This window comes from Campylobacter sp. RM16190 (genome assembly GCF_012978835.1).
GTDB lineage: Bacteria > Campylobacterota > Campylobacteria > Campylobacterales > Campylobacteraceae > Campylobacter_A.
Genome location: NZ_LIWS01000001.1, coordinates 351,859 through 377,013, shown reverse-complemented (window position 1 = coordinate 377,013; position 25,155 = coordinate 351,859). Strand labels below are relative to the sequence as shown.

26 protein-coding genes are annotated in these 25,155 nt (G+C 35.0%); 18 read left to right on the top strand and 8 right to left on the bottom strand.

Annotated elements, in window-relative coordinates:
- Positions 1-240: 240 nt before the first annotated feature.
- Genes CDOM16190_RS01940 through CDOM16190_RS01930 form a run of 3 tightly spaced genes read right to left on the bottom strand, consistent with a single transcriptional unit; the run spans position 241 to position 1,714 of the window.
- Entirely contained in the window at positions 241-786 is a 546-nt protein-coding gene (locus CDOM16190_RS01940; RefSeq protein WP_170018649.1) for an SCO family protein, read from the bottom strand.
- Positions 787-795: 9 nt separating this feature from the next.
- Positions 796-1,263 (bottom strand): hypothetical protein, encoded by a 468-nt coding sequence (locus CDOM16190_RS01935; RefSeq protein WP_169974462.1) that lies wholly within the window; start codon positions 1,261-1,263, stop codon positions 796-798.
- 1 nt (position 1,264) lies between these two features.
- Positions 1,265-1,714 carry a copper chaperone PCu(A)C gene (locus CDOM16190_RS01930; RefSeq protein WP_169974460.1) on the bottom strand — a complete coding sequence of 150 codons (450 nt, stop codon included), beginning with the start codon at positions 1,712-1,714 and terminating at the stop codon, positions 1,265-1,267.
- Between the two features lie 121 nt (positions 1,715-1,835).
- Between CDOM16190_RS01930 and CDOM16190_RS01925 the strand changes: the two genes are divergently transcribed.
- The 9 genes from CDOM16190_RS01925 to CDOM16190_RS01885 all read left to right on the top strand — a co-directional run bounded on the left by CDOM16190_RS01925 (position 1,836) and on the right by CDOM16190_RS01885 (position 10,891).
- On the top strand, positions 1,836-2,741 hold the full coding sequence (locus CDOM16190_RS01925) for a L,D-transpeptidase family protein (RefSeq protein WP_249934087.1): 906 nt from the start codon (positions 1,836-1,838) through the stop codon (positions 2,739-2,741).
- 1 nt (position 2,742) lies between these two features.
- Complete coding sequence (gene cmeU, locus CDOM16190_RS01920; protein WP_170018648.1) at positions 2,743-2,985, top strand: CmeU family protein; 243 nt, start codon at positions 2,743-2,745, stop codon at positions 2,983-2,985.
- Positions 2,978-3,988: an alanine racemase gene (locus tag CDOM16190_RS01915; protein ID WP_170018647.1), complete on the top strand. Its 1,011-nt coding sequence runs from the start codon at positions 2,978-2,980 to the stop codon at positions 3,986-3,988. The genes cmeU and CDOM16190_RS01915 overlap by 8 nt, the downstream gene beginning before the upstream one ends.
- Before the next feature lie 96 nt (positions 3,989-4,084).
- Positions 4,085-4,783, top strand: coding sequence for a response regulator transcription factor (locus CDOM16190_RS01910; protein WP_170018646.1), 699 nt, complete (start codon positions 4,085-4,087; stop codon positions 4,781-4,783).
- Entirely contained in the window at positions 4,771-5,940 is a 1,170-nt protein-coding gene (locus CDOM16190_RS01905) for a PAS domain-containing sensor histidine kinase (protein ID WP_170018645.1), read from the top strand. Before CDOM16190_RS01910 ends, CDOM16190_RS01905 begins: the two co-directional genes overlap by 13 nt.
- Positions 5,941-6,049: 109 nt before the next feature.
- Positions 6,050-7,435: a hypothetical protein gene (locus CDOM16190_RS01900; RefSeq protein ID WP_170018644.1), complete on the top strand. Its 1,386-nt coding sequence runs from the start codon at positions 6,050-6,052 to the stop codon at positions 7,433-7,435.
- 10 nt (positions 7,436-7,445) lie between these two features.
- Entirely contained in the window at positions 7,446-8,600 is a 1,155-nt protein-coding gene (locus CDOM16190_RS01895) for an MBL fold metallo-hydrolase (protein WP_170018643.1), read from the top strand.
- Entirely contained in the window at positions 8,593-10,365 is a 1,773-nt protein-coding gene (locus CDOM16190_RS01890; protein ID WP_170018642.1) for a CobW family GTP-binding protein, read from the top strand. The genes CDOM16190_RS01895 and CDOM16190_RS01890 overlap by 8 nt, the downstream gene beginning before the upstream one ends.
- A 103-nt stretch (positions 10,366-10,468) precedes the next feature.
- On the top strand, positions 10,469-10,891 hold the full coding sequence (locus CDOM16190_RS01885) for a hypothetical protein (RefSeq protein WP_170018641.1): 423 nt from the start codon (positions 10,469-10,471) through the stop codon (positions 10,889-10,891).
- A gap of 26 nt (positions 10,892-10,917) precedes the next feature.
- On the opposite strand, the gene htpX is transcribed toward CDOM16190_RS01885, so the two are convergent.
- Genes htpX through ribA form a run of 5 tightly spaced genes read right to left on the bottom strand, consistent with a single transcriptional unit; the run spans position 10,918 to position 13,439 of the window.
- Positions 10,918-11,769, bottom strand: coding sequence for a zinc metalloprotease HtpX (gene htpX / locus CDOM16190_RS01880; RefSeq protein WP_170018640.1), 852 nt, complete (start codon positions 11,767-11,769; stop codon positions 10,918-10,920).
- Positions 11,756-12,130, bottom strand: a complete 375-nt coding sequence (locus CDOM16190_RS01875) for a hypothetical protein (RefSeq protein ID WP_170018639.1) — start codon at positions 12,128-12,130, stop codon at positions 11,756-11,758. The genes htpX and CDOM16190_RS01875 overlap by 14 nt, the downstream gene beginning before the upstream one ends.
- Positions 12,127-12,336, bottom strand: coding sequence for a PP0621 family protein (locus CDOM16190_RS01870; protein WP_170018638.1), 210 nt, complete (start codon positions 12,334-12,336; stop codon positions 12,127-12,129). The genes CDOM16190_RS01875 and CDOM16190_RS01870 overlap by 4 nt, the downstream gene beginning before the upstream one ends.
- Positions 12,329-12,877, bottom strand: a complete 549-nt coding sequence (gene rsmG / locus CDOM16190_RS01865; RefSeq protein ID WP_170018637.1) for a 16S rRNA (guanine(527)-N(7))-methyltransferase RsmG — start codon at positions 12,875-12,877, stop codon at positions 12,329-12,331. Before rsmG ends, CDOM16190_RS01870 begins: the two co-directional genes overlap by 8 nt.
- On the bottom strand, positions 12,867-13,439 hold the full coding sequence (ribA, locus tag CDOM16190_RS01860) for a GTP cyclohydrolase II (RefSeq protein ID WP_170018636.1): 573 nt from the start codon (positions 13,437-13,439) through the stop codon (positions 12,867-12,869). The genes rsmG and ribA overlap by 11 nt, the downstream gene beginning before the upstream one ends.
- 64 nt (positions 13,440-13,503) lie before the next feature.
- Here ribA and hemB point away from each other — a divergent pair, with 64 nt between their 5' ends.
- The 9 genes from hemB to CDOM16190_RS01815 all read left to right on the top strand — a co-directional run bounded on the left by hemB (position 13,504) and on the right by CDOM16190_RS01815 (position 25,153).
- Positions 13,504-14,481 carry a porphobilinogen synthase gene (hemB, locus tag CDOM16190_RS01855; RefSeq protein ID WP_170018635.1) on the top strand — a complete coding sequence of 326 codons (978 nt, stop codon included), beginning with the start codon at positions 13,504-13,506 and terminating at the stop codon, positions 14,479-14,481.
- Complete coding sequence (gene argF, locus CDOM16190_RS01850) at positions 14,482-15,405, top strand: ornithine carbamoyltransferase (protein WP_170018634.1); 924 nt, start codon at positions 14,482-14,484, stop codon at positions 15,403-15,405.
- Complete coding sequence (locus tag CDOM16190_RS01845) at positions 15,402-15,899, top strand: DUF2603 domain-containing protein (RefSeq protein ID WP_170018633.1); 498 nt, start codon at positions 15,402-15,404, stop codon at positions 15,897-15,899. Before argF ends, CDOM16190_RS01845 begins: the two co-directional genes overlap by 4 nt.
- Complete coding sequence (gene hemN / locus CDOM16190_RS01840; RefSeq protein WP_170018632.1) at positions 15,892-17,253, top strand: oxygen-independent coproporphyrinogen III oxidase; 1,362 nt, start codon at positions 15,892-15,894, stop codon at positions 17,251-17,253. The genes CDOM16190_RS01845 and hemN overlap by 8 nt, the downstream gene beginning before the upstream one ends.
- Positions 17,253-18,503 (top strand): (Fe-S)-binding protein, encoded by a 1,251-nt coding sequence (locus CDOM16190_RS01835; RefSeq protein ID WP_170018631.1) that lies wholly within the window; start codon positions 17,253-17,255, stop codon positions 18,501-18,503. The genes hemN and CDOM16190_RS01835 overlap by 1 nt, the downstream gene beginning before the upstream one ends.
- A gap of 122 nt (positions 18,504-18,625) precedes the next feature.
- Complete coding sequence (locus tag CDOM16190_RS01830) at positions 18,626-20,407, top strand: TolC family protein (RefSeq protein WP_170018630.1); 1,782 nt, start codon at positions 18,626-18,628, stop codon at positions 20,405-20,407.
- 44 nt (positions 20,408-20,451) lie between these two features.
- Positions 20,452-21,084: a transglutaminase-like cysteine peptidase gene (locus CDOM16190_RS01825; RefSeq protein ID WP_170018673.1), complete on the top strand. Its 633-nt coding sequence runs from the start codon at positions 20,452-20,454 to the stop codon at positions 21,082-21,084.
- Entirely contained in the window at positions 21,084-23,015 is a 1,932-nt protein-coding gene (locus CDOM16190_RS01820) for a bifunctional diguanylate cyclase/phosphodiesterase (RefSeq protein ID WP_170018629.1), read from the top strand. Before CDOM16190_RS01825 ends, CDOM16190_RS01820 begins: the two co-directional genes overlap by 1 nt.
- A 5-nt stretch (positions 23,016-23,020) precedes the next feature.
- On the top strand, positions 23,021-25,153 hold the full coding sequence (locus tag CDOM16190_RS01815; protein ID WP_170018628.1) for a type I secretion system permease/ATPase: 2,133 nt from the start codon (positions 23,021-23,023) through the stop codon (positions 25,151-25,153).
- Positions 25,154-25,155: the final 2 nt, after the last annotated feature.

Here is a 25,155-nt window from a genome sequence, read left to right as displayed (position 1 = left end):
TTATTATAAGAAATTTGATTGTTCTATACTTTTTAAAATACTTTAAAAAGATAATAAAGGCTAATGGTATTTTTAACGACAATAGTAAATTTATTAGAATTTATAACTTGATTTTGTATAATCATAAGACTAAATATAAAGGATTTGTATTTTGACATCAATTATCTTGGCTACTTTTCTTATCGTTTTGACGATCGGCCTCATCTATGTTATCGCGTATGAAATGCACGATGAGGATTATTAGTTTTTTACCAGCTCTTTGATACTATCTCTTATATTTTCTATCGTTAAATTTGAAACTTCACTTACCAACTTACCCTTTTTATCAAGCAGATATATAGACGAGCTGTGAGCTACGGAGTAGTCCATGGCTGATTTTTCAAGCCTTATCTTTTTGTATTTGGCTCCGTAGGTAGCGGTAACTTTTTTTAGATTATCCACTACTAAACCATATGAGTTCGGATAGAAGTATTTAGCGTATTCATCCATCGTCTCAGGCGTATCGCGCTCAGGATCAAGCGTGATAAAAAGCACTATGATATCATCTCTTTTAAGCTCGCCAAGCACGCTGCTAACGAGCCCAAGAGTAGCAGGGCAGACGTCAGGACAGGAGCCAAATCCAAAATAGATGATTTTGTACTTGTCATCAAAGCTTTTTAACGTCACATCGCCGTTTATGCTCTTAGCGCTAAAGTTATAAACTCCGCCGTTTGCATATTTAAGCCCTAGAAAGACTCCGGCGGAAATTATCATGATAAACACGACGATCGAAGAAAAAAGCTTCATTTTGGCTCCTTATTGTTTTAGATCAAAGTCTATATAAAGCCCTGTTTTTTTGCCGCCGTCAAGCACTTCAAACCTATATCTCATAAGGCTTATGACGCAAGCGCTTAGCACGACATCGGCTTTGTATTCGTTATCTCTTTTTTCAAGCTTGGCTTTTATCACACCCATTTCCATATTTACGCCGTGAATTTCAAGGCTTGGCTCTTTGAAATTTAGCTCATTAAGCCCCTCTATCCACATGGAGACAGGCTGCATCACATAAACAGGTCTTGGCGAGAGGCTAAAATTTACGGTTTTGCCTTTAAATTTAACAGGGCAGGAGAAATTTGCGTTCATATCGCACTCAAGCGGAGTTAAATTTGTATCAACCTCTGTAAATTCGCTCTCTTGGCTTGATGACTTCTCGCTAAACACATAAAATCCGCCCGCGATAAAGGCTACGGCAAAGATAAGTGCGGCTATGATCTGTTTATTCATCTTAGTGCTTATGCATACTTTCTTTTTTCATGACCGGCTTAGCGACCACGTCTTTAAGCTCGACTTTTGAGCCGTTATCAAACTCAAGCGTTACGTCTATCTTGTCGCCTTCTTTAACCGGAGCAAATATATTCATAAACATCACGTGAAGTCCGCCCGGTTTTAGGTTCACTTCGCTTTTAGCGGGAATTTCTATATTATCAACCTGAATCATCTGCATCATGCCCTCTGCGTGCTTATGAGTGTGCAGCTCGGCTGTTTTTGAGATATTTGAGCTGGCTGCTATAAGCTTTACGGCTTTATCGGTATTATTTTTGATATCCATAAATGCAGCGCTATTTTTCACGTGCGGAGGAGTGGCTTTTGCAAAAGCGTTTGAAACCTCAATGTCTGCTGCATTTGCCGCGCAAAAAGCCGCGACTAAAGCCAAGGCTGATAACGTTTTTTTCATGTGTTTCCTTTTCTCAAAAATTTATTAACAAATATGAAATTATATCAGAAAATATATTTTTTCAAATTTAAACTCGCTGTGCTATAATTGGGCTTTTTATTATGACTTGATAGGGTTTTGTTTGAAAAAATTATTTATATATTGCATGCTAGCTGCTTTTGCCTTCGCAAACACTGAAAATTTAAAAGAGATTAGCTACTGGAAGGATAAATTTGTCGGCAAGGACTTAAAATTTGGCTACTATGAAGCAAAAACTACGATAATAACTGTAAATAAATACACCAAAGATATGCGGACATTTTTTTACGAAGATGGCGTTTTGGCTGAGAAATTTACTCAAAATGTAATAACGGGCAAAAAAGGCGATAAGCACAAAGAGGGCGATTTGAAAACCCCTGTTGGCTTATATGACATAACTAGCCGCTTTACTCCGCCTGATCGCTACTACGGACCGCTTGCATTTGAGCTTTCTTATCCGAATTTGCTTGATAAAATTTCTAAAAAAACGGGCAGTGGCATTTGGATACATGGTTTTCCGATGGATGGTAGGCGCGATAATGAAGTTAGAACCAGAGGCTGCGTAGCGATGGATAACGACAGGCTTTTGAAATTTGGCAAGGTTATAGAAGATAACGGTTTGGTTCTTATAGACGAGAGGCATGACACGCTTGCAAATGACGATGATATCGCTTTTGTGATGGCTTTTGTGTTTAAGTGGAAAAGTGCTTGGAGAAAAAACGATATAGATAAGTATCTGAAATTTTATTCTAAGGATTTTGTGCGGTTTGATGGGATGAACTTTGGCGAATTTGTCAAATTTAAAAAGAGAATTTTTGCCAAAAACGAGCAAAAAGAGATAAAATTCTCAAATTTTGCAGTCACCCCATATCCAAATGAGCAAAATTTAAAAATTTATAGAGTCGTTTTTCATGAGGATTACAGCGCTCCTTCGCATAAATTTAGCGGTAAAAAGGAGCTTTACGTAAAGCTTGAAAGCGGTAAAGCAAAGATAATAACGGAGAGATAATATGCAAGAAAAAAGTGAAGTGGTAAAGTCTAAGATAGAGGCGATTTTAAAAGCAAGAAGCGAGTTTTTTGCCGAGCTTGACACTCAGGTGCCAAAGATAGAGGGCACTGATGTTTTTGATTTTAGCAAGTGCGAAAAGGGCGATTTAAAAGCCATATATGCGAAATTTTATGCTTATGATTATAGTGTGCGCAAACTTTTGCCCGATGTTTATGAAGCTTACGGTGTGAAATTTAATGTCTGAAATTTTATTAAATCGTGCCGCGTATCTAAATAACCTTTCTAAAATTTGCTCCAAAGCTGGCGGCAAAGAGCGCGTTATACTCGTTCTTAAGGATAATGCCTACGGGCATGGAGCAAAGCTAATCGCAAGCGAGGCGGCAAAATTTGGGATCAAATTTGCAGCGGTTAAAGATGAACGCGAAGCTAATGAGTTAGATGGTTTTTTCGATCAAATTTTAATACTTTCTCATTTGCCAAATGGAAACGAGAGCGATAGATTTATTTATGGGGTTAATGAGCTTTCGAATTTGCAAGCGTTTAAAAGTGGCACTAAAATTCATTTGGCTATAGATACTTTGATGCACAGAAACGGCATAATACTTGATGAAGTTGAGGCTGCCTGCAGGATGGCTAAGCAAAATTCGCTTAAGATTTTAGGCGCATATACGCATTTTCGTTCTGCAGATGAGTTAAATAGTGATTATTTTGTTCAAAGAGAGAATTTTAAAATTGCAAAAGAAAAAATTCTAAAATATAGCGGACTAAATCAAGATGATCTGATTTTTCATTCGCATAATTCTGCCGGTCTTGAGAGGTTTAAAGAGCTTAAAAACGAGTATGTGAGAATCGGAATAGCTCAATATGGGTATGCTCAGTTTGATGATAGTTTAAATCTTGAGAGAGTAATGGAGCTTTGGGCCAATAGAATTAGCAGAAGGGAGCTCAAAAAGGGTCAATGCGTAGGATATGGAGCTAAATTTTGCGCAGATCGGAATATGGTAGTGGCAACTTATGATTTAGGCTATGCAGACGGACTTTTAAGATATGATGGAGAAGAGGAGCTAATCTTGCCAAACGGCAAAAAAATGCTTGGCAAGATGTCTATGGATAGCTTTAGCTGTGAAGACTCAGGAAATAAGATTTGTGTATTTGAGGATGCAAGAGAATTTGCCAAGTTTTTTAACACCATAGAGTATGATGTATTGTCCAAACTATCGCCAAATTTAAAAAGAAGATGGGTTTAGATATATAATCATAGAATATAATACTACTTTTATAAAAAACTTTAATATCATAAATTGGTTATAATTGTCGGTTAAAAAGATAATCAAGGGGTTTATATGGATATAGAACATATTAAAACTAAAACCTACCCTATGACAGCCTTGTATGTAGAGGATGACGATGAAGTTAGAGTCCAAACTGCTAAAATTTTAAAACTATTTTTTAATAGTGTAATAGAGTGTAATAATAGCTATGATGGGCTAAAAGAGTTTAAAAAGCATAGTCCTGATATAGTTTTTACCGATATAAATATGTCTGGTATAAACGGTCTTGAGATGCTTGATACTATTAAAAATATCAATCCTGCTGCAAAAAGCATCATATTTTCAGCGTATGACGATACTGCATATTTTACTAAGGCCATCGAAATAGGTGTGGATGGGTATATTTTAAAGCCTTTTTTGATATCAGATCTGCTTAATGTTTTAGAAAAGATAATTAATTCCGATGATATGAAACAAAAAAATTTAATTTGCTTAGACAACGGATTTGTATGGGATAGTGAGGGATTAAATTTGTTAAAAGATAATAGATCGATTAGACTTACCAAAAATGAAATTGAACTTCTTAAAATGCTTTTAAGCTGTAAAGAGAGGGTTGCAGCAAGCGAGGATATAGAAAATAGACTATTTAATGATGATATTTGCGATAATAAGCGTATAAGAAATATCATATCTCGCTTTAATAAAAAAGTGGATTATCAACTGATAGAGAATATATACTCTCAAGGATATAAGATAAAATGCCAATACTAGACATAGAGCAAAATTATGAGAGATTGGATAAGATATTTTTTAATTCTGGGGTTGGAATTTTTATAGTAGATAAGAATAGGAATATCTTAGAGTGCAATGAGACGTTTTGTAGAATTTTTGGATATGAATATAACGAGATAATAGGTAAGTCTGCAAGAGTAGTGCATGTAAGCGAGAAAAAATATCTTCATTTTGCGGAAATCGGTTTTAATAAAGTTAGAAAAAATCAGGCCTTATATCTAAACTATGAATTCAGACATAAGAGCGGAAAGACAATATGGCTTAGAATTTCAGGAGACTCTATAACTAGCAAAAAAGAAGTTTTGTGGATAGTGGTTGATATTACGGAGCAAGTTTTGGTTGAGAAAAAACTAAAAGAGAGTAAATTAAAGATAAAGCGCCTTAATAAGACACTAAATTGCGAAGTTGAAAATCAACTAAGGGTCATTAGGCAGCAAGATGAGCAGCTGCAATATCAATCGAGGTTAGTTCAGATGGGGGAGATGCTAAATATGATAGCTCATCAATGGAGACAGCCACTATCTGCTATTTCCGCGACTACATCTTTTTTATCCGCGAGTTTGATGCTCGATAGCTTTAAAAAAGATGAGTTTTTGGGCGAGATTGGAAAGATAGAGGAGTATGCCAAGCATCTATCAAATACTATCGATGATTTTAGAAATTTTTTTAAACCTACAAAAGCAAAAGAGACTACTACTCTAGAAGAGCTTTCAAACATGGCAATAAATATGGTAAAAGCTATTTTGCATACGCATAAAATTAAAATCGATACAAATTATAAGTGCGATAAACCGATAATGACGTATAAAAATGAAGTGGCGCAAGTTATTTTAAATCTTATTAAAAATTCTCAAGATGCGCTTCTGGAAAGAAAGATAGAAAGCCCGCTAATTGAAATTACAACATGCCGAGATAAAGATTTTTTTTGCCTTGGTATAAAGGATAATGCAGGAGGTGTGAACGAAGAGATAATAGATAAAATTTTTGATCTATATTTTTCTACTAAAAGTGATAAAAATGGCACTGGACTTGGTCTGTATATGTCAAGAATTATTATAGAAGATCACTGCAAAGGAAAACTTGAGGTGCAAAATTTAAAAAATGGAGCACTTTTTACAATAAAACTTCCCAAATAGAAACTCTTTTGAGACAATCTTAAAATTTACATCTACATCATAAGACAAATCCAATACACTCTTTTCCTATAATGCTTTATGTAAAAGAAATCACGTTAGGAGGTGAGTAATGAGCGATTCTGTAGATAGACTTTACCTGGAAGAGCGTAGGCTTGTTAGAAGATACGGTCCTGTAAAATCCGTGCTTTTAAATAGTTTATTCGTCTTTGTGATCTTTTACGCATCGTGGTGGATATTTCAAGATCCAAGAGGACTAATGAGGATGTATACTCCTTATGTAGGGTATATGTGGTGTAGGTGGTTGCTTGTTGTTATGATTTGGGTTGCCTATCTATTTGACTTTTGGCCATTTAAAAGGGAGTGGTTATACAAGGCCAATCCTATAAAAAAGGGAATAATTTTCACGATAATCGTATTTTTTACCTTTTTTGTATTTTTAAAGGTATTTTTTGAATTTATTATGGGTGAGCTTGCGATATCCTATTTTAGCCCAAGACGTCTTGCGGAACTTGGTATAACTGATTTTTACGCATTAGAGTATGCGGCTCAAGCGATATTGATGTTTGCCGCTATTGCATCTTGGATTGGACCATCTTGGGTTGTGGCATCGGAAAACTCGCCATGGGAGAGGCTAAAGCAGCCTGTAAAAGGTTTTAGTGTATTTGTTTTGACCTTTTTGATGAGTTTTATAGTATATTTTGTATTTTTCCACTCTCAGATGGGAATTTTATTTGATCCTTGGCAAAAATACACCTCTATTACTCCTCCATGGTGGCACAATTTTGCCGATACGGTGCATGGAAATTTTAATATCGCATGGATTATGTGTTGTACCGTTATGGTGTGGGTATATGAGACTATTTGGGAGAGATATCCTTTTAATCTAATTAGAACTGATTGGATGAGAAGAACAGCGGCTTTTATAGGTATTATCGCTATGGCATTTTGTATAGCCTTTTTCTTTTATTACCTTCAAGAGCTAATTTGGGGAGAGCATATTAGGGGTGACAGAAGGCTTTATGCGCCTGATTGGAGATGGCTACATGTGGGTGAGATAGCGATATTCTGGCTAGTTCCGGTGCTGTTTTTAAAATTTTATTGCAATAATGGAGTTAATCAGTTTTCAAAGCCCGTAAATATCTTATTGAGAACAATGATTACGATAGTTGCGGCAGTGATACTTTATTATGTATACTATCAAATTTCACACTTTCTTTTAGGAACTCAAAAAGGATTTTCGCATCCGCAACAATTCCCGATGATTCCTATGATATGGTTTATAAACGTAATGCTGATAAACTACTGGTTTATGGATGGATGGCCGGGATGGAAGCTTGATGGAAAACGCGAAGAAGAAAAAGAGCATCTTGATGACTTTGGAAATAAAAACGCGCTGCTGGGTATGCTGATAGGTGTAATTATAGGTGCGATAATATACTTTATAGTGGTATTTTTAGCGCCTACTGTAGGCAATATGCTTACTATATTTAAATAAAGGATATTCCATGACAAATGAAGCTAGAAGAGATTTTATAAAAGGCGGTGCAGCTGGTATTGGGCTGGGAGCACTTGCATCCATGGGTATATTTTCATACTCTCCTGCCAGGACTCTTTTTATGCCTGATGAGGTAAGAAAGATGAAGGATTTTGGTGCGATAAAAAGTGTCGAGGTTACAAATATATCTGAGACCAGCTGGTTTGATAACTCCGCTTTGATGGGAGATATAAAGGGTGCCGGAGGGCTTTTAGTAGATCAGTATCTCTTTAACTGGCCTCCTTTTGGTAATGGCAAAGGGCTTGCAAAAGGAAGCTATAAAGAGGGAATGGAAAAGATTAAGCATCTGTTGCCCGATAAGGTAGATGAGGCTTGGGAGGTTACTAGGGCATTATCCGTAAATCCGGATAATGCTGGCGGATATGCTGCATTAATCGAGATAGAGCGATTAAATGGCGAAAAGAAAAAATACCTTCTAGATTGCGGCTGGTCATATAAGTGGATGCATGAATGCTTTAAAAGAGAGGGTATAGATAAGATGCTATCATCAGGAGAGATTGATACTCTTATCCTATCTCATGAGCACTTTGACCACTTCTGGGGGCTTCCGGTGGTGTTAAAATATAAGCCTGATATTAAGATTATTATCCATGAGGGATTTTATCCTGAGGGTAGACAATACATCAAAGATTCAGGTCACAAGGGCGAACTTGTAGTGTTTAAAAAGGGTAGAAACGAGATAGAGCCTGGAGTTTGTACGTTTTGCTACGATTGTCCTATCATTAGCCGTGTATTTGGTGAGCAGTCAATCTTCGTAAATGTTCAAGATAAAGGCCTTGTAAGTATCACCGGATGTTGCCATCAGGGTATTATTACATTCTCCGATTCTGCGTATAAAGAGCTAAAATATGACAATGATCAGATGTATGGGATTTACGGCGGACTTCATATATCTCCTTTTGACGACTGGGATCCAAAGTATGATGACTTGGTTATCGGACTTAAAAAATGGGATTATCAGGTCATGGCTTGTAACCACTGTACGGGACTTTTGACTGTTCAGAAATTTGCAAGAGAGGGCTATCCTATAGTAAGAGGAACGGCTAGATTTAGGACTAAGACTACAGATTATCTGGGTAATGGAGATAAGGTTAAGTTTGGATAGTAAAATGGATTTAAAAGATATATGCCCGATTAAATTAAATCATGAGTTTGATGATTACAGGATGCTTATGAGAAGCATCCTGATGAAATCATTATACGATAGCCAGATTAAAGCTTTAAGTCACTATAAGGGGATGCATAAGAGCAACTATTTTAACGAGTGCTGGACTATGAAATTTGGCTTTTCTGAAGGGGTTTATGGGCTTATATTATCAGAAGTAAAAAATGGTGAGGCAATTTTTGTGCTCTACTATTTTTCTTCTTGCTCTGAGAATCTTTTAGATAATAACTCTCTTTTTGAGGCTATGGTTGCCTCAAAAGAGGGTTATAGAGAGAAAATTAGAAATTTCTCCTCTTATAAAGAGCTTTTTAATAATTTTATTATCGCTAAAATTTATGTTAAAGTTGAAAATGAGGGAATATTTTTATCTTTAAGGACTAAATTAAAAGATAGAATATACTCAAAAGATGGGGTTGTTATAGACGGCAAACAGGTTATAAAAGAGGGTGAAATAGATAAAAATTTCCCATCTTTTAGGGCCTCTCTTGCTTTCGTAAATTTTATGCATTTAGCAATATCTGGGATATATGAGTCAGATTTTAACTCACTTAAAATATATAAAAAAGATGGCGAGGCTATATGCTATAGTAACTCTTTGGAATTAAATACCAAAAAAGATATATTTTCTAGTGAATTTCATATAAATATGCTTTATGGAAAATCCGATAAAGACTACCTTTTGAACGAGGGCGGATTTAAAGTTTTAAAAAATAGTTCTTGTCTATATAAATTTTTAATAAATTTAAAAAACGAGAGCAAAAATTTAGCTCTATCAGCTCAAAAAGATAGGGCGAATTTTTTTATCATTACCGGTTTTCTTGGTTCTGGAAAGACTAAATTTCTTCAAAATTTCATAGAGCATGAAACGGCTCAAAATAGATTTACCGGAGTTATTCAAAACGAAATTGGCAAGATCGGGCTTGATGGACAACTACTTGATGCTAATTATGCAACGGTTGAGATAGATGAGGGATGTGTGTGCTGCTCTATGGCTGGACAGATAAAGATGGCAGTAGCTAAACTAAATGAAAAAAATCCCGATACCATACTACTTGAAACAACCGGAGTGGCAAACCCTTTTAATCTATTAAGCGAGTTAAATGAGATAAAGGATGTTGTAAATTTATGCTCTATTGTTACAGTTGTAGACGGAGCTAATTTTTTAAGCGAGTATAAGAGGTCAAAGATAGTGCTGGAGCAGGTTAAAGCCGCTGATGTAATATTGCTAAACAAGATAGATCTTATAACTTCAACTGAAAAAAATAAAATCTTACAAATTTTAACTAAAAACAATAGATGTGCCGAGATTTTTGGGACTATAAATTCCGAATTAAACCCTAATTATTTACTATACAATCAAAGCCAAACCTCATATATAGCCTCTATTATGATTGAAGGCAAGATGCACGCAACTCATTTAAACGAGGGAATAGTCTCATTTAAAAAAGATCTAAGCGACAGCATAGATAAAGAAAAATTTATAAATTATATTAAACAGCTTCCGGAAAATTTTTTAAGAATAAAAGGTGTGATTTCTTTTGAGAATGATAAAGCTCAATATGTATTTCAGTTTGTAAATAGTAGATTTGATATAACGCTTTTTGATAGAGAGAAGAGATGTGATAATTTTTTAGTATTTATTGGTAGGAATATTGACGAAGATTTCTACTTTCCACAAGAATTTTATAAAATTTCTTACTATTAGTTTTGTGAAATTTAAAAAGTATTACAAAATAACAGAAAATTAATTAAATTTTTTAAATTTTAAGGTTAAAATACTATGATTATTTTAACTTAAGGAATTGAAAATGAGAAAATTTTTAGGTTCGGCATTATGTGCAATCTCTTTAATGGCGATGCCTCAAGATGCAGAGCATACTCCAGAGCAGATAGCAAAAAATATAGAGATTGAAATTTCAGCCCATCTTCCTAAAAAAATAGATGAGCATATAACATTTAAAAACATTAAAGCGTTCGGAAGCAAAATAACATACAGCTACGAGATTCACGATACATCAAGCGTTAAATTTTCTCAGTTTTCATGGCAAAAGATTGACGATATGAAAAAAACATATCACGAAAAAGTGTTAAAATCCGCATGTACGAAAGAAGACACAAGGGCAATACTAAATACCGGTGTTTTTATGGAGTATAGATACACTCTTGATAATGGTAAATTTTTCTTTCAATTTAGTCTAAGTAAGGATGAGTGCGAGAAATCAGGACTTTAAAAATAATTTAGTAGAGCAATTCTCTACTAAATTATTCTTTTTAGCTCTTCAAGTCTAGCTATGCGATCCTCTGTTCTTGGATGTGTTCTAAATAATGTATTAATCGTATTTTTCACGCTTCCAAATGGATTTATTATAAACATATGCGCACTTTGAGGATCTGCGTTTCTCATCATATAGTTTTTTGAGTAGTTGTCTAGCTTTCTTAGTGCACTTGCCAGCCACTCCGGACGCCCTGTAAGTATTGCTGCGCCTTTATCTGCCTTGTATTCCCTCTCTCTTGATATAGCCATTTGTATTACTGTGGCTGCTATTGGCATAATTACAGCCAATAGCAGCATCAAAATTCCATTTGAGCGACTTTGGTTACTATTGTTTCCACTAAGTGCACCAAATTGTGCAAAATTTGCAAGTATAGCTATAGCTCCTGCAATCACTGCAGCTATTGAGCCTGTTAGTATGTCATAATGCCTAACATGGCAAAGTTCGTGAGCAAGCACTCCTTCTATTTCGTCTTTATTTAATAGATTTAAAAGCCCTTCTGTTACCGCAACAACGGCATTTTTAGGATTTCTGCCTGTTGCAAAGGCGTTTGGAACCTGCTCTGGTATTATATAAACCTTTGGCATTGGCAGATTGGCTTTTTTTGTTAGGCGACTAACTATTTCAAAAAGCCCTTTTGCATCGTTTTCATGAACTTCAATTGCTTTATAATGTCTTAATACGAGCTTGTCGCTAAAAAAATATGAGAAAAAATTCATCCCAAGTGCGATTAAAAAAGCCATTACCATACCTTCTTGACCGCCAATCATTCCGCCTACGGTTACAAAAAGCAACATCAGCCCTGTCATTAAAAATACGGTTTTAAAGATTTCCATCTTTGATCCCTTTTGCAAAAATAGCCGCATCTACACCCAGTTCACAAAGCTCTTTAATTTCGGCCTGACTCTCTATTATAATGCAAATTTGAGAGTCAAAAAGATAGTTTTGTGCGACTTTGGCGGCCTCTTTGGCAAGCTCTTTTGGAGTGATTATATATTTTGCTCCGCAAGCGTTTGCCATTATGACCTGCACTATATCATCTGTTTTTAAACTAAAATTCGCACCTATTTTAATGGCTCGAGCTATCATAGCTTCTTGATAGTAAAATAAATTTTGTCTATCACTTCTTATATCACTCTCTTTATGACAATAAAATAGCGGTTCATACGGCACAAGTGAGTGTCCTATAATTTTCATTTAGGATTCCTTACGCAATCTTTGCATACATATTTTGTACTGCTTAAAATCGCCTCTTTAACCTCTACAAAAGTGCCGCATTTACTGCACTCTACGAAGTTTTCTATCTCTTTTACATCTTTGCTTTTTGTATGCTTTTTTCTACTTTTGAAAAAAAATATATAAATTACAATTAAAACTACTATAAAAACTAAAATTTTAGCCATAATATCCACCTATTAATATATAATTTCTATTTTTAAAGTTATAAATTTTTGCATCTATACCTACTATTTCGTCTTTTACTCCACTGCCTTTGTATAGTAAAATTTGTGTCTTTTCATCATGAAAACCTTTACAAATTTTTAAAAGATCCTTTGTTTTCATGAGAGCTCTAGAGGTAATAAGATCGGCTATAAAAGGCGAAGAGAGTTCAATTTTTTCGCTCTTTACGTTTAAATTTTCTAAATTCATCTCAGCCTTTACATAGCTTAAAAATGATGATTTTTTTAAATTTGGCTCAAATAGAGTCCAGCTGCAATCTTTTAAAATAAAGGCTAAAAATATAGCCGGAAATCCTGCTCCGCTACCTACATCTATCGCAGTTTTTGGATAATATTCTAGAAATTCCAAAGGCCTTATACTATCATCCACTATTTCACTTATGTTTTTATAATTTGTTAGATTATGCACTCTGTTAAATTTTCTTAAAATTTCGCTAAATTTCTCTACTTTTTCATTAAAATCTGAGGGCTTATCAATTTTCATCAAGCATATGTCCCATTTGCTCTTTTTTTATCTTTAGATACTCCTCGTTAAATTTATTCGCGTGTATTATGATAGGTACGCGTGCTACGACTTCCACGCATTTTAAGCCCATTAGCTTTTGAGGATTATTTGTAAGCAAATTTATCTTGGCTATTCCAAAATCTTTTAGGATAAAATCAACTATCTCATAAGTCCTCTCATCAGCCTTAAACCCTAGCTGGTGGTTTGCTTCTATAGTATCAAGTCCTTTATCTTGTAAATGATATGCGTTTACCTTGTTTAAAAGACCAATATTTCGTCCCTCTTGGCGTAGATAGATTACCATGCCTGTATGCTCTTCGATATATTTTAAACTCGCCTCAAGTTGATCGCGACAATCGCACTTTAGACTTCCTACCGCATCACCGGTTAGACATTCTGAGTGAATTCTTACATTGACTACATCTCCAAAAGGCTTTTTAAATATCGTTAAATGCTCTTTTTCACCTTCTTTAAAAGCTTTTATCTCAAACATCCCGAAACGTGACGGCAAATTTGCCACGTTAGATAACTTTATATTCATAAATTTTTAACTCCTAATATGCTACACTTATAAGTTAGCATTGTATCAAAGTAAAAGGAAAAATATGTTTAAACGCTTTAGAAGACTAAGGATAAACCCTTATATTAGGGATTTGGTACGCGAAAATCAGTTGAGTGTAAATGATTTTATCTATCCTCTTTTTGTAGTTGAAGGAAAAGGGATAAAAAAAGACACAAGTTCGATGCCAGGTGTATTTCAGATGAGTTTGGATGAAATTTTAAAAGAGTGTTCGGAAGTTGTAAATTTAGGCATAAAATCGATTATTTTATTTGGAATCCCAAGCATAAAAGATAGCATAGGAAGCGATGCTTTATCGGATAACGGCATCATAGCAACTTCTCTTAGAGCCATAAAGGATAAATTTCCAAATTTGGTCGTAGTCACTGATCTTTGCTTTTGCGAATATACTGATCACGGACACTGCGGAATTTTAGATCACGTTCATGAAACTATAGATAACGACGCTACACTTGAAATCTCAGCAAAACAAGCGATAATACATGCTAAAAATGGAGCCGATATCATAGCTCCAAGTGGCATGATGGACGGTATCATCACTACGCTTCGCAGTGCGCTTGATGAGAGTGGATTTGAAAATTTGCCTATCATGGCGTACTCGACCAAATTTGCTTCTGCTTACTATGGACCGTTTCGCGATGTAGCCGAGAGCACTCCAAGTTTTGGCGATAGAAGAAGCTATCAAATGGATCCTGCAAATCGTTTGGAAGCTATAAACGAGAGTTTAGAGGATGAGGTTCAAGGCGCTGATATTTTGATGGTAAAACCAGCGCTTGCTTATCTTGATATTATAAGAGAGTTAAGAAATTCGACAATGCTTCCGGTGTGCGCTTATAACGTAAGCGGCGAGTATGCTTTGCTAAAGGCGGGAGCCAAGGCTAGAGTTATTGACTATGATAGAGTAATGATTGAGACTCTTATAGGATTTAAAAGAGCCGGTGCTAATCTAATCATAAGCTACCATGCGAAAGAGGCGGCTGAAATTTTAAGAAAAGAGAAGTAGATGAGACATTTTTTGACACTTAATGATTTTAGCAAAGATGAAATTTTAAATATTATAAATTTGGCTCGCGAGATAAAAAAAGAGGCTAAGCAAAAAGAGTATAAGCCATATCTTAAAGAGCAAACCTTGGCCATGATATTTGAAAAGAGCTCTACTAGAACCAGGGTAAGTTTTGAGGTAGGTATGCATCAGCTTGGAGGAAAGGCATTGTTTCTAAGCTCAAATGACCTTCAAATTGGAAGAGGCGAGCCTATAAAAGATACGGCAAGGGTTATAAGCAGGATGGTCGATATGGCTATGCTTAGGGTAAATCGTCATGAGACCTTAGAGGAATTTGCCAAATTTAGCCTTGTGCCTGTTATAAACGGACTTAGTGATAAATTTCACCCAGTTCAACTCATGGCTGATTATCTGACTATGCTTGAGTTTGCAAGTGGTGACAAGATAGCCTATGTAGGCGATGGTAATAATATGGCGCACTCTTGGCTAATGCTTGTAAGCAAGCTGGGGCTTGAGCTTCGTATAGCTACTCCAAAGGGATATGAGGTGGATGAGCAAATTTTAAAACAAGCTTTGAAAAATGCCGAAATTTCAGGTGCCAAAATTCATATCACAAATGATATTAAAGAAGCAGTGTCAAATGTCGATGTTGTTACGACTGATACCTGGGTTTCAATGGGGCAAGAGGCGGAAAAAGAGAGGCGTTTAAAAGAGTTTGATGGATATTGTGTAGATGAAAAACTGATGCAGATAGCATCTAAAAATGCTCTATTTTTACACTGCCTGCCTGCTTACCGAGGATATGAGGTGAGTGAAGCAGTCTTTGAAGCGCATGCGGATGAAATTTTTGCTGAAGCCGAAAATAGACTACATGCGCAAAAGGGTGTTATGGTCTGGCTTGACAAAAACAAAGGAAATCAATGAGCGAAAAGAAAAATTTGCAAGATACTTATAAAAAAATAGATGAGATAAGCGATGAGCTTGGTATAAAAGATGACGAAAAGACTATTTTTGAAATAGTTCCCACAAGCGATCCAAATCAGATGAGCCTAAGTCTAAAAAGTGGCTCTTGGGGTGGTGTTGAGCCTTGGTTTGGGATAGATGAAAATCAAAATTTACATACGATGGTCTCTATAAAATCACTTTCTGAGCTTATATCGGCTTACCGTAGAGTGCAAAAGGAAAATTTCGAGCTTAAACTTGAAAAGACCATTTGGCAAAATATACCTGTAGATTTCAGCGATGTATGGGTCGTAGCTATGGATGAAATTCGTAAAATCGCACTTAGAGAGCACGGCAAGAAAAATATAAATGTAAATTTAGAAAATTTAGTAAAAAATATAAAAAAAGAGCATCCTAATTTGTTTATAGAGATGGAGGATTTAATAGAGAGTAGAGGGCATAAAGCAAATGATTGATTTTGATGCATATGTGAAATATTCACGTCCCGGACCAAGGTATACAAGTTATCCTACTGCGCCTGAATTTAGTGCAAAATTTGGCTATGAAGATTATTTAAATGAGCTTAAAAATCGTGATTTCTCACGTCCGCTTTCGATTTACGTCCACTTGCCGTTTTGTAGAAGTGCATGTTATTTTTGTGGCTGTAACGTAATTTATACAAGCAAAGAGGATAAAAAAGAGCGATATATCGAGTATCTTAAAAAAGAGCTTGATATTTTGGCATCAAATTTAGATACTAAAGCTGAAGTCTTGCAGATGCATTTTGGAGGTGGAACTCCTACTTTTTATAACGCAGAGCAGCTTGATAGGATAATTTGTGCGATAAAAGCTAAATTTCCAAATTTTTCAAAGTTTGCAGAGGTTAGCTGCGAGATAGATCCTAGATTTTTAACCGAGGAGCAGCTTGATGTGCTAATCTCTCACGGATTTAATCGCATTAGCTACGGCGTGCAAGATTTTGATGAAAAAGTGCAGAAAGAAATCCACCGAATTCAGCCTTATGATATCACTCAAGATGCCATAGATATGGCACGCACAAAAGGCATAAATTCTATTAATATGGATTTGATTTACGGACTTCCTTATCAGAGTTTAGAAAGCTTTAAAGAGACTTTAAATAAGGCTTTAACGCTTAGTCCGGACCGTCTCGCGGTATTTAATTATGCGCATGTTCCATGGATTAAAAAATCCATGCGTAAATTTGATGAGGCTACTCTTCCAAGTCCAAAAGTAAAGCTTGAAATTTTAAAATATACGGCTGAATTTTTTGTAAAGAATGGCTATAAAATGATAGGTATGGATCACTTTGCAAAGCCTGATGATGAGCTTTTTGCAGCTCTTGCAAATGGAACTCTTCACAGAAATTTCCAAGGATATACGACTAAAGGAGGAGCTGATCTGATAGGAATAGGCGTTACAAGCATAGGCGAAGGAAGACGTCATTACGCGCAAAATCATAAGGATATGGATGAGTATGAAAAATCGCTTGATAATGGTATTTTGCCATATTCAAAAGGAATTTATTTAAGTGATGATGATCTACTTAGAAAGGCTGTGATAATGAGCCTTATGAGTAATTTTGCCCTTGATATTAAAGCTATAGAATCGGAATTTAATGTAAATTTCTTTGAATATTTTAAAGATGATTTGGTGGAGCTAAAAGGACTTAGTGAATTTGTATCCGTAACTCCTGAAAAAATAACCGTAAATGAAACAGGAACGCTTATAATTCGTAACATAGCCATGTGTTTTGATGCCTATTTAAAGAAAATTCCTGAAAATTTAAGACGTTTTTCAAAGACTGTATGATGTATAAATTTAGTGAAATCGCAGATAAGTGCGTAAAGTGTGGTAAGTGTATCCAGGTGTGTACTATACACAATGTAAATAGCGATGAGGTCACATCTCCGCGCGGATTTTTGGATCTGCTTGGAGCTTACGAAAGAGGTGAGCTGGAGCTTGATAAAAACGCTAAAAATATCTTTGAAAGCTGCTTTTTGTGCACAAATTGCGTAGATGTCTGTCCAAACTCTTTGCGGGTTGATACTGCGATAGAAAATGTGCGCAGAAATTTAGCGCAGAAATTTGGCATAGCTTGGTATAAAAAGATGTTTTTTTGGCTGCTTCGACATAGATTTATAATGGATCTTTGCGCTAAGATGGGTTATGTCTTTCAAAGCTGTGCGTTTAAGATAAAAGAGGGCACAATGACTCCTAGGTTTAGCCTTCCTATGGTAAAAAAAGAGAGATTGTTTCCGACTGCTAAAGGAAAGAGCTTTTTAAACTCTCATCCTGAATTTATAGATAACGGCGGTGAAAAAACAATAGGAATATTTATAGGATGTATGGGAAACTATGCGTATACGAGCATCGGTGAGAGTTTGTTAAAGATAGCAAAAGAGCTAAAGCTTAATGTTCATATGATGAAAAAACAGGCCTGTTGCGGTGCACCGGCTTATTTTACAGGCGATTTTGATACGGTTGATTTTTTAGCTAAAAGAAATATTGAGTATTTTGAGAGTTTAAGCGATAAGCTCGATGCTATAATTATTCCGGAGGCGACTTGTTCTGCGATGGTTAAAGTTGATTATGAGCACTTTTTCCATGATGATGAACATTGGAAGAGTAGGGCAAAAAAAATTAGTGAAAAAATTTTTCTAGCTACTGAGTATCTTGAGAAATATACAAATTTGGCTGAAATTTTGGCCACAAAAGGCAAAAAATTGGAGTCAATTACCTATCATGATGCCTGTCATGCAAGAAAAATGCAAGGAGTTTATAAAGAACCCCGTAAACTTTTGGCGCAAAATTACGATATAGTTGAAATGAGCGATCCAAATGAGTGTTGTGGATTTGGCGGAGTGACTATGCAGGCTGAGAAATATCACTTGAGTCGTTCTGCCGGGCAAAGAAAGGCTACAATGGTGGATGCTGTGAATGTGAAGTTTGTAAGTGCTGAGTGTAGTGCATGCAAGATGCAAATTTCAAATGCGCTTCATATACACGGATCAAATGTAAAATTTGAAAATCCTATAGATTTGATAGCCGCAAATTTATGAATTTTACAATGAATTTAAAATTTTAATTAATAGATTATTACAATGATATATTAATTTTTGTTTTTTTGTTGTATAATAATAAGCTAGTCAGAAAAAATAATTTAGTGAAAGGATGTTTTATTATGAAAAACATAGTTGTTATTAGCATATTAGCTGCTACAAGTATATTATTCGCGCAAGATATGTCTTATAGAATATATATGAGTACTGTTAGTGAAGCTATGGGTGAGAAGCAGATAAATCGAGCTTTAAAAAAGGTAAGAAGTGAAATTTCGAATGACTCTAGACTAAATGCCGATATCTATACGGATAAGGGATATAGAGTTTTGTATGTAGATACGACTCCTGTGTCAAAAGAAGAGGCCAATGAGATACTTTCTCAAATCAAGAAGATTCCTGGGTACGAAGGTTCTTTGATGAAGAGAAAAACCGAGCAGGGAGCTACTTCATTGGTTGAAAAAAGCATCTCTAGTAATGTTGAAAAAAAAGTAGATACAAAAGTTGCTAAAGAGAGTGTTGTTGTTTATAATGTTGTTGAGAAGAAAGTTGAGATGAGTACTCCTAAAAATGAGGTCGTCTTAAACAGTTCAGTAAAGATGGACAAACAAGAGGTTGTTCAAGATGGAGTTATAACATTAGGTCAGGCTGTAAAAACTATTTTAGAAGAAAATCCTGGATTCAAAGAAACTGAATTTGCATATATGCAAGTTGGCAAGGATCTAAATATTGCAAATAATGCATACTATCCAACCCTTGATCTTTATGGAACTTACGGATATGCAAAAGAGAAAATTGATGATGGCAGAAGCGTCCAAACAGGCAAAGGCAAAAAGGCTACAGCTGGAGTAACATTAGTAGAAAATATATATAACGGCGGAGCTGATAGAAATAGAATCATCTCTCAAAGCCATAGGCTTGATGCTGCAGCATATAGCGTAGTTCAAAGAGCGGATAGACTATCTTTGCAACTTGTTAACGCATATCTTGAAGTTATTAAGAATAAAGAGTTGCTTAATATTTCAAAAGCTAACGTAAAAACTCATGAAGAAATTTATGCACAGATAAAAGACAGAACCGACTCTGGATTTGCGAGAGGTTCTGAAGAGAGACAGGCTGGTTCTCGTTTGACATTAGCTCAAGCGAATTTAGTAGCTCAAGAGAATAATTACTATGATTCGTTAAGTACATTTGAAAAGCTATATGGAAAAAGAGTTGAGGCTGAAAATTTAAGTCTGCCTAGCTTTGATCTACCTCTTCCTGCTGCTGAATATGTAGTATATGAAAAAGCTATGAGATGTAATCCTACAGTTCTTTTAGAAATGTCTAACATTAAAATGAATGAGTCTGTGGTAAATGAGAAAAAGGCTCCTTTTAGACCTAGACTTGACTTCGAAGCAACTGCTGCATACGAGAGAAACGATGTGTTCTATGATGATTACAAAAAAGAGCAGTATGATGCATTGTTAAGATTGAAATATAATCTTTACAATAAAAATATTGACAAGCTTGAAAAAGAAAAGAGTAAGCTTGCCGTTACAGAGTCTATGCATAGTATGGAAAATGTAAAGAGGGATCTATCTGAGAGCTTGAAATTTTCATGGCAAACTTATGTTTTAAATCAAAAGAAGATGGAGTACCTTGAAAAACACGTTGCATATTCTAAAGACACTCTTGATTCATATAGAGATGAGTTTAGAATAGGCAGAAGAGATCTGATTAATTTACTTGATGCCGAGAGCGAGTACAATAATGCCCTTACTGAGATAATAAATACTAAAAATGCACTTTTGTATTCTAAATATAGACTTCTAGATAATATGGGTATGCTCACTGATAGCTTTGAACCAGGATTTTCAAAGAGATATATTCAAGGCGCTTGCAGTATAGATAGCGACCTTAAATAAGCATTAAAATGATCGCCCGTATAAATACGGACAAAGCTATACTTATGGCACTCTTTATGAGTGCCTTTTTTTTATTTTTTCTTTTTGCAGAAAATGAATTTATAAAAGCTTCCACATATGAAAAAATTGCTAAAATTTACGGTGAAAATGCTAAAAAAAGAGTAGTTGGACTAAATAAGCTAATGGTAAGCTTAAAAGACTCTAGCGAACAAGAGAAGCTTTTAAAGGTTAATGATTATTTTAATCTTCTCACTTGGAAGGAAGACCAAGAGGTGTGGGGAAAGAAAGACTATTGGGCTACTAGAATGGAATTTTTAGGTAAAGGTGCAGGAGATTGTGAAGATTTTGTAACCGCTAAATATTTTACGCTAAAACAACTTGGTATCTCTACTGAAAAACTCTATTTTACTTATGTAAAAGCTATCGAATACAACCAGGCTCATATGGTTTTATCATATTATGACACTCCAAAATCAATACCGCTTATTTTAGATAACATAAATCCCAAAATAAGAGTAGCTACACAAAGAAAAGATTTAGTTCCTGTTTATAGCTTTAATGGTGATTCCTTGTTTTTATCTAAGCAAGAAGGCTTGGGGCAGGCAATTCCTGGTGGGAATAAAAAACAAAATCCAAAATGGTTAAATTTGGTGGATAGAATGAAAGAGGATGGATAATGACGCTTTTTAAACAGATTATGATTGCAATTATGTCTTTTGGATTGGCTATATTTATAGCTGTCGGAATATTAAATTTTACTACGATAAATAATTACATATCATCACAGCTTAGTGCAAATGCAAGACATACAGCAAATTCACTTGGTCTTGCGATTAAAACAGTGGCCGATTTAAACGATGTTTCAACTATAGAAGCCATGGTTAATTCAATGTTTGATAGCGGTTATTACTCTATGATAAAACTTGTAGATGTTGATGGCAACGCTCTTGTTGAAAATACTCAAGAGACTGTGGTAGAAGGTGTTCCAAGCTGGTTTGTTAAGAATATAAAATTAAGCGCCCCTATAGAGAGTAGCGAAATTATGGACGGATGGTCGAAATTTGGCACTCTTTATGTTCAAAGCAATACTGGCATAGCATACTATGAGTTATATACTATATTAAAAAATGTATTTTATATACTAACTGTTATATCTATAATAGCTCTTTTCGTAAGTTATTTTGGAATAAAATTTATTTTTATACCTCTTAAGAAAGTTCAGATTCAAGCTGAGGCTATTTTAGGAAACCGATTTATAATTCAGGATAAAATTCCATTTACTGTGGATGTTAGGCGTATAGTTTTGGCAATGAATAGTATGGTAGGTAAGGTTAAAGATATTTTTGAACAGAGTGCGAAAACTCTTAGTAAATACGAGGATTTACTTTATAAAGATGATCAGACGGGACTGTTTAATAGAAGGTATTTTCAGAATAAATTTGATGATTATCTATCAAGCGAAGAGTATTCGAGTGGCTCAGTTATGATGGTGTCTTGTAAGGAATTGGATAAACTTAAAAAAGATTTAGGTTTTGAAAAGTGGAATAATTTAGTCGTCTCTATAGCAAATTCTATCAGTAGTCATACATCTGGCATGCTATGTTCAAGGCTTAATGATAACGATTTTATAGTCATAGCACCGAGTGTTACATCATCAAGATTATTCCATATCGGAGAAAACACTCTCTTGCAGATAAAAGAGATATTTGAAAAAATTGACTTGAAAAACGACGATTGTTTTGTTAATAGTTCCGTAGTAGAGTATTCTTATGATAGTAAGTTAAAAAATATAATGATTATATCCGATATAACCATATTAAGAGCCAAGGAGATTGGAAACTTTAAAATCAAAGTTTACGATGAGGGTTCTGAAATATTACTTGGTAAAGAACAATATAGGCAACTTATAATAGACTCTATTGAAAACAATATGTTTAAATTTGCAGGACAAAAAGTAGTTTCTGTTATAAAAGAGATTGAGCATCATGAGCTATTTTTAAGGCTTGTTGATAAAGACGGTAGGTGGCAGATGGCAAGTTATTTTATGCCTATGGTAAATGAGTTAAATTTTGCAGCAAAGATAGATTTGTATGTTTTAAATAAAGTTGTAAATATGTTTAAAGAAAAAACATTGCCACAAGGTGCCATATCTATAAATTTAGGAAAAGAAGTATTAACATCTACTTATTATTTTTCAGAAATTGAAGCAGCATTTAGACAAATTAGACAAAACGCAACTGGCAAAGTTTATATAGAGATACCAAATAAAGATGAGCTGGATACTTCTATACTTATCAATTTACATAGAAAACTTCTTGAATTCGGCATAGGCCTTGGATTCGACCATTTTGGATTTGATGCTAAAAGTATAGAGAGAATTAGAGAAATTACTCCTGATTATGTTAAAATTCCAGCCAGAGACTTGATAGATTTCTTTGGTGAGAGTAGTTCCGAACAAAAGCACTCTTTTGATACAATGATGAGGAGTAAAGACATTAATATCATAGCCATAAGCGTAGAGAGCAAGGAGCAAAAAGAGAAGCTGGAGTCCCTTGGTATTGTTTCAATGCAAGGAATGTTTATAGAAGAGACAAAAAATATTGGATAATAAAAATGCAAGAAAAAGTTAAAAACGATGAGCTTTTGGATTGTTTAGTAATTTTTACTAAGCTTCACAATAATCCATATACGGCAGATGCTCTGATTACGGGATTGCCTGTAAGCGAGAATGAAAACGTGGAGCTTTTTTCATTAAATGGTTCAAAATCTCTTTTTACAAGAGCTGCTAAAAGAGCTGGATTCATATCTACTCTTGCAAATAAAGAAATTGATGAAATTTCTCCTCTTGTGCTACCATGCATTTTAATTTTAAGAGGTAAAAAGGCTTGTATTTTAGAGAGCTTTGAAGATAAAACTCATGCTAAAATCATAACTCCAGATATGCCAAACGGTTCGAATATAGTAGAGATAAGCAAGCTCAAAGAGGAGTATCTTGGCTATACATATCTTTTAAAGCGTGAATTTATACCTGAAGAAAGCAATAATTATCTAATAGATAGTAGATCCGAACATTGGTTTTGGGGTACTTTAAAACGTTCTAAAAAAATTTATATAGATGTATTAATCGCCAGTATTGTTGTAAATTTATTTGTTTTAGCAAGCCCGCTTTTTACTATGAATGTATACGATAGAGTTGTGCCGAATAATGCGGTAGAGACTCTATGGGTGCTCGCTCTTGGAGTTGGCTTTGTATACATAGTAGATTTATTTTTGAAATTTACAAGAACTTATTTTCTTGATATTGCCGGTAAAAAGAGCGATATTATTATGAGTTCTCTGCTTTTTGAAAGAGTTATGGATATAAAGCTATCTGTTAAGCCAAAATCAGTAGGCTCGTTTGCCAATAACCTTAGAGAATTTGATACGGTTAGAAATTTCTTTACGTCTAGCACATTGGTTGTTCTTGTCGATCTTCCGTTCTCTATCCTGTTTTTATTGGTTATATACTTCTTGTCCGGAGCAATGGTGCTTGCTCCTATGGTTTTTATATTGCTTATTATAATATATACTTTTTTGATAAAGGATCCTCTTCAAAATAGTATTAAAAGTACTTTTGAGGCAAGCGCAAAGAAAAATGGAATACTTATCGAGACTCTAAATGGACTCGAAACAATTAAAACAATGGGTGCTACCGGTCATGCGCAGTGGAATTGGGAAGAGGCTACCGGCGAGATAGCCAATAAAAGCATAAAATCAAAGCTTATTTCTGCGTCTATTGGCACTGTTACCTCTTTTTTAGTACAGCTAAATACAGTAGCTGTGGTTGTTCTTGGTGTATATATGATACAGGATATGAAGCTTACTATGGGCGGTCTTATAGCTGCCGTTATGCTCTCGTCTCGCGCAATAGCTCCTATGGGTCAAGTTGCTTCGCTTTTGGCTAATTTTGAGCAGACAAAAACAGCGTATGAGAGCTTAAAAAATATTATGAATTTGCCAGTTGAGCGTCCTGATGGCAAGAAATTTATTAGAAGAAATACTTTTGATGGTAAAATAGAGTTTAAAAATGTTAGTTTTTCTTATCCTGAGAGCACAAAAAGCTCCTTGGATAGAGTAAATTTTGTAATTAATGCCGGAGAAAAAGTAGGAATTATAGGCAAAAATGGTTCCGGAAAAACTACTATACAAAAGCTTATTTTAGGGCTTTACTCTCCAACGGATGGCTCTGTGCTTATAGACGGAATTGATATAAATCAGATAGATCCTGCCGATTTGCGCCGAAATATTGGATATGTACCTCAAGATGTAATGCTTTTTAAAGGAACTGTTAGGGCAAATATAGTTTACAAGGCTCCTCATGTCGATGATATGCAGATAATAAAAGCAGCAAAAATAAGTGGAGTCGATGAATATGTGGACTCGCATCCTCTTGGATTTGATATGCCTGTGTTTGAAAGAGGCGAGGGTATTAGTGGTGGTCAACGTCAAGCTATAGCAGTGGCAAGAGCTTTTTTGCTTGATAGCCCGATTATACTTCTCGATGAGCCTACAAATTCTCTTGATAGTAGCGTTGAGGCTAAACTTAAAAATAACCTTAAATACAATACTAAAAATAAAACTATGATACTAATAACACACAAAACATCACTTCTTGATCTTGTCGATAGATTAATAGTAGTAGATGGCGGTAAAATTTTACTTGACGGAACAAAAGAAGATGTGTTGGCAAAGCTTAGCGGGAAGTAGGT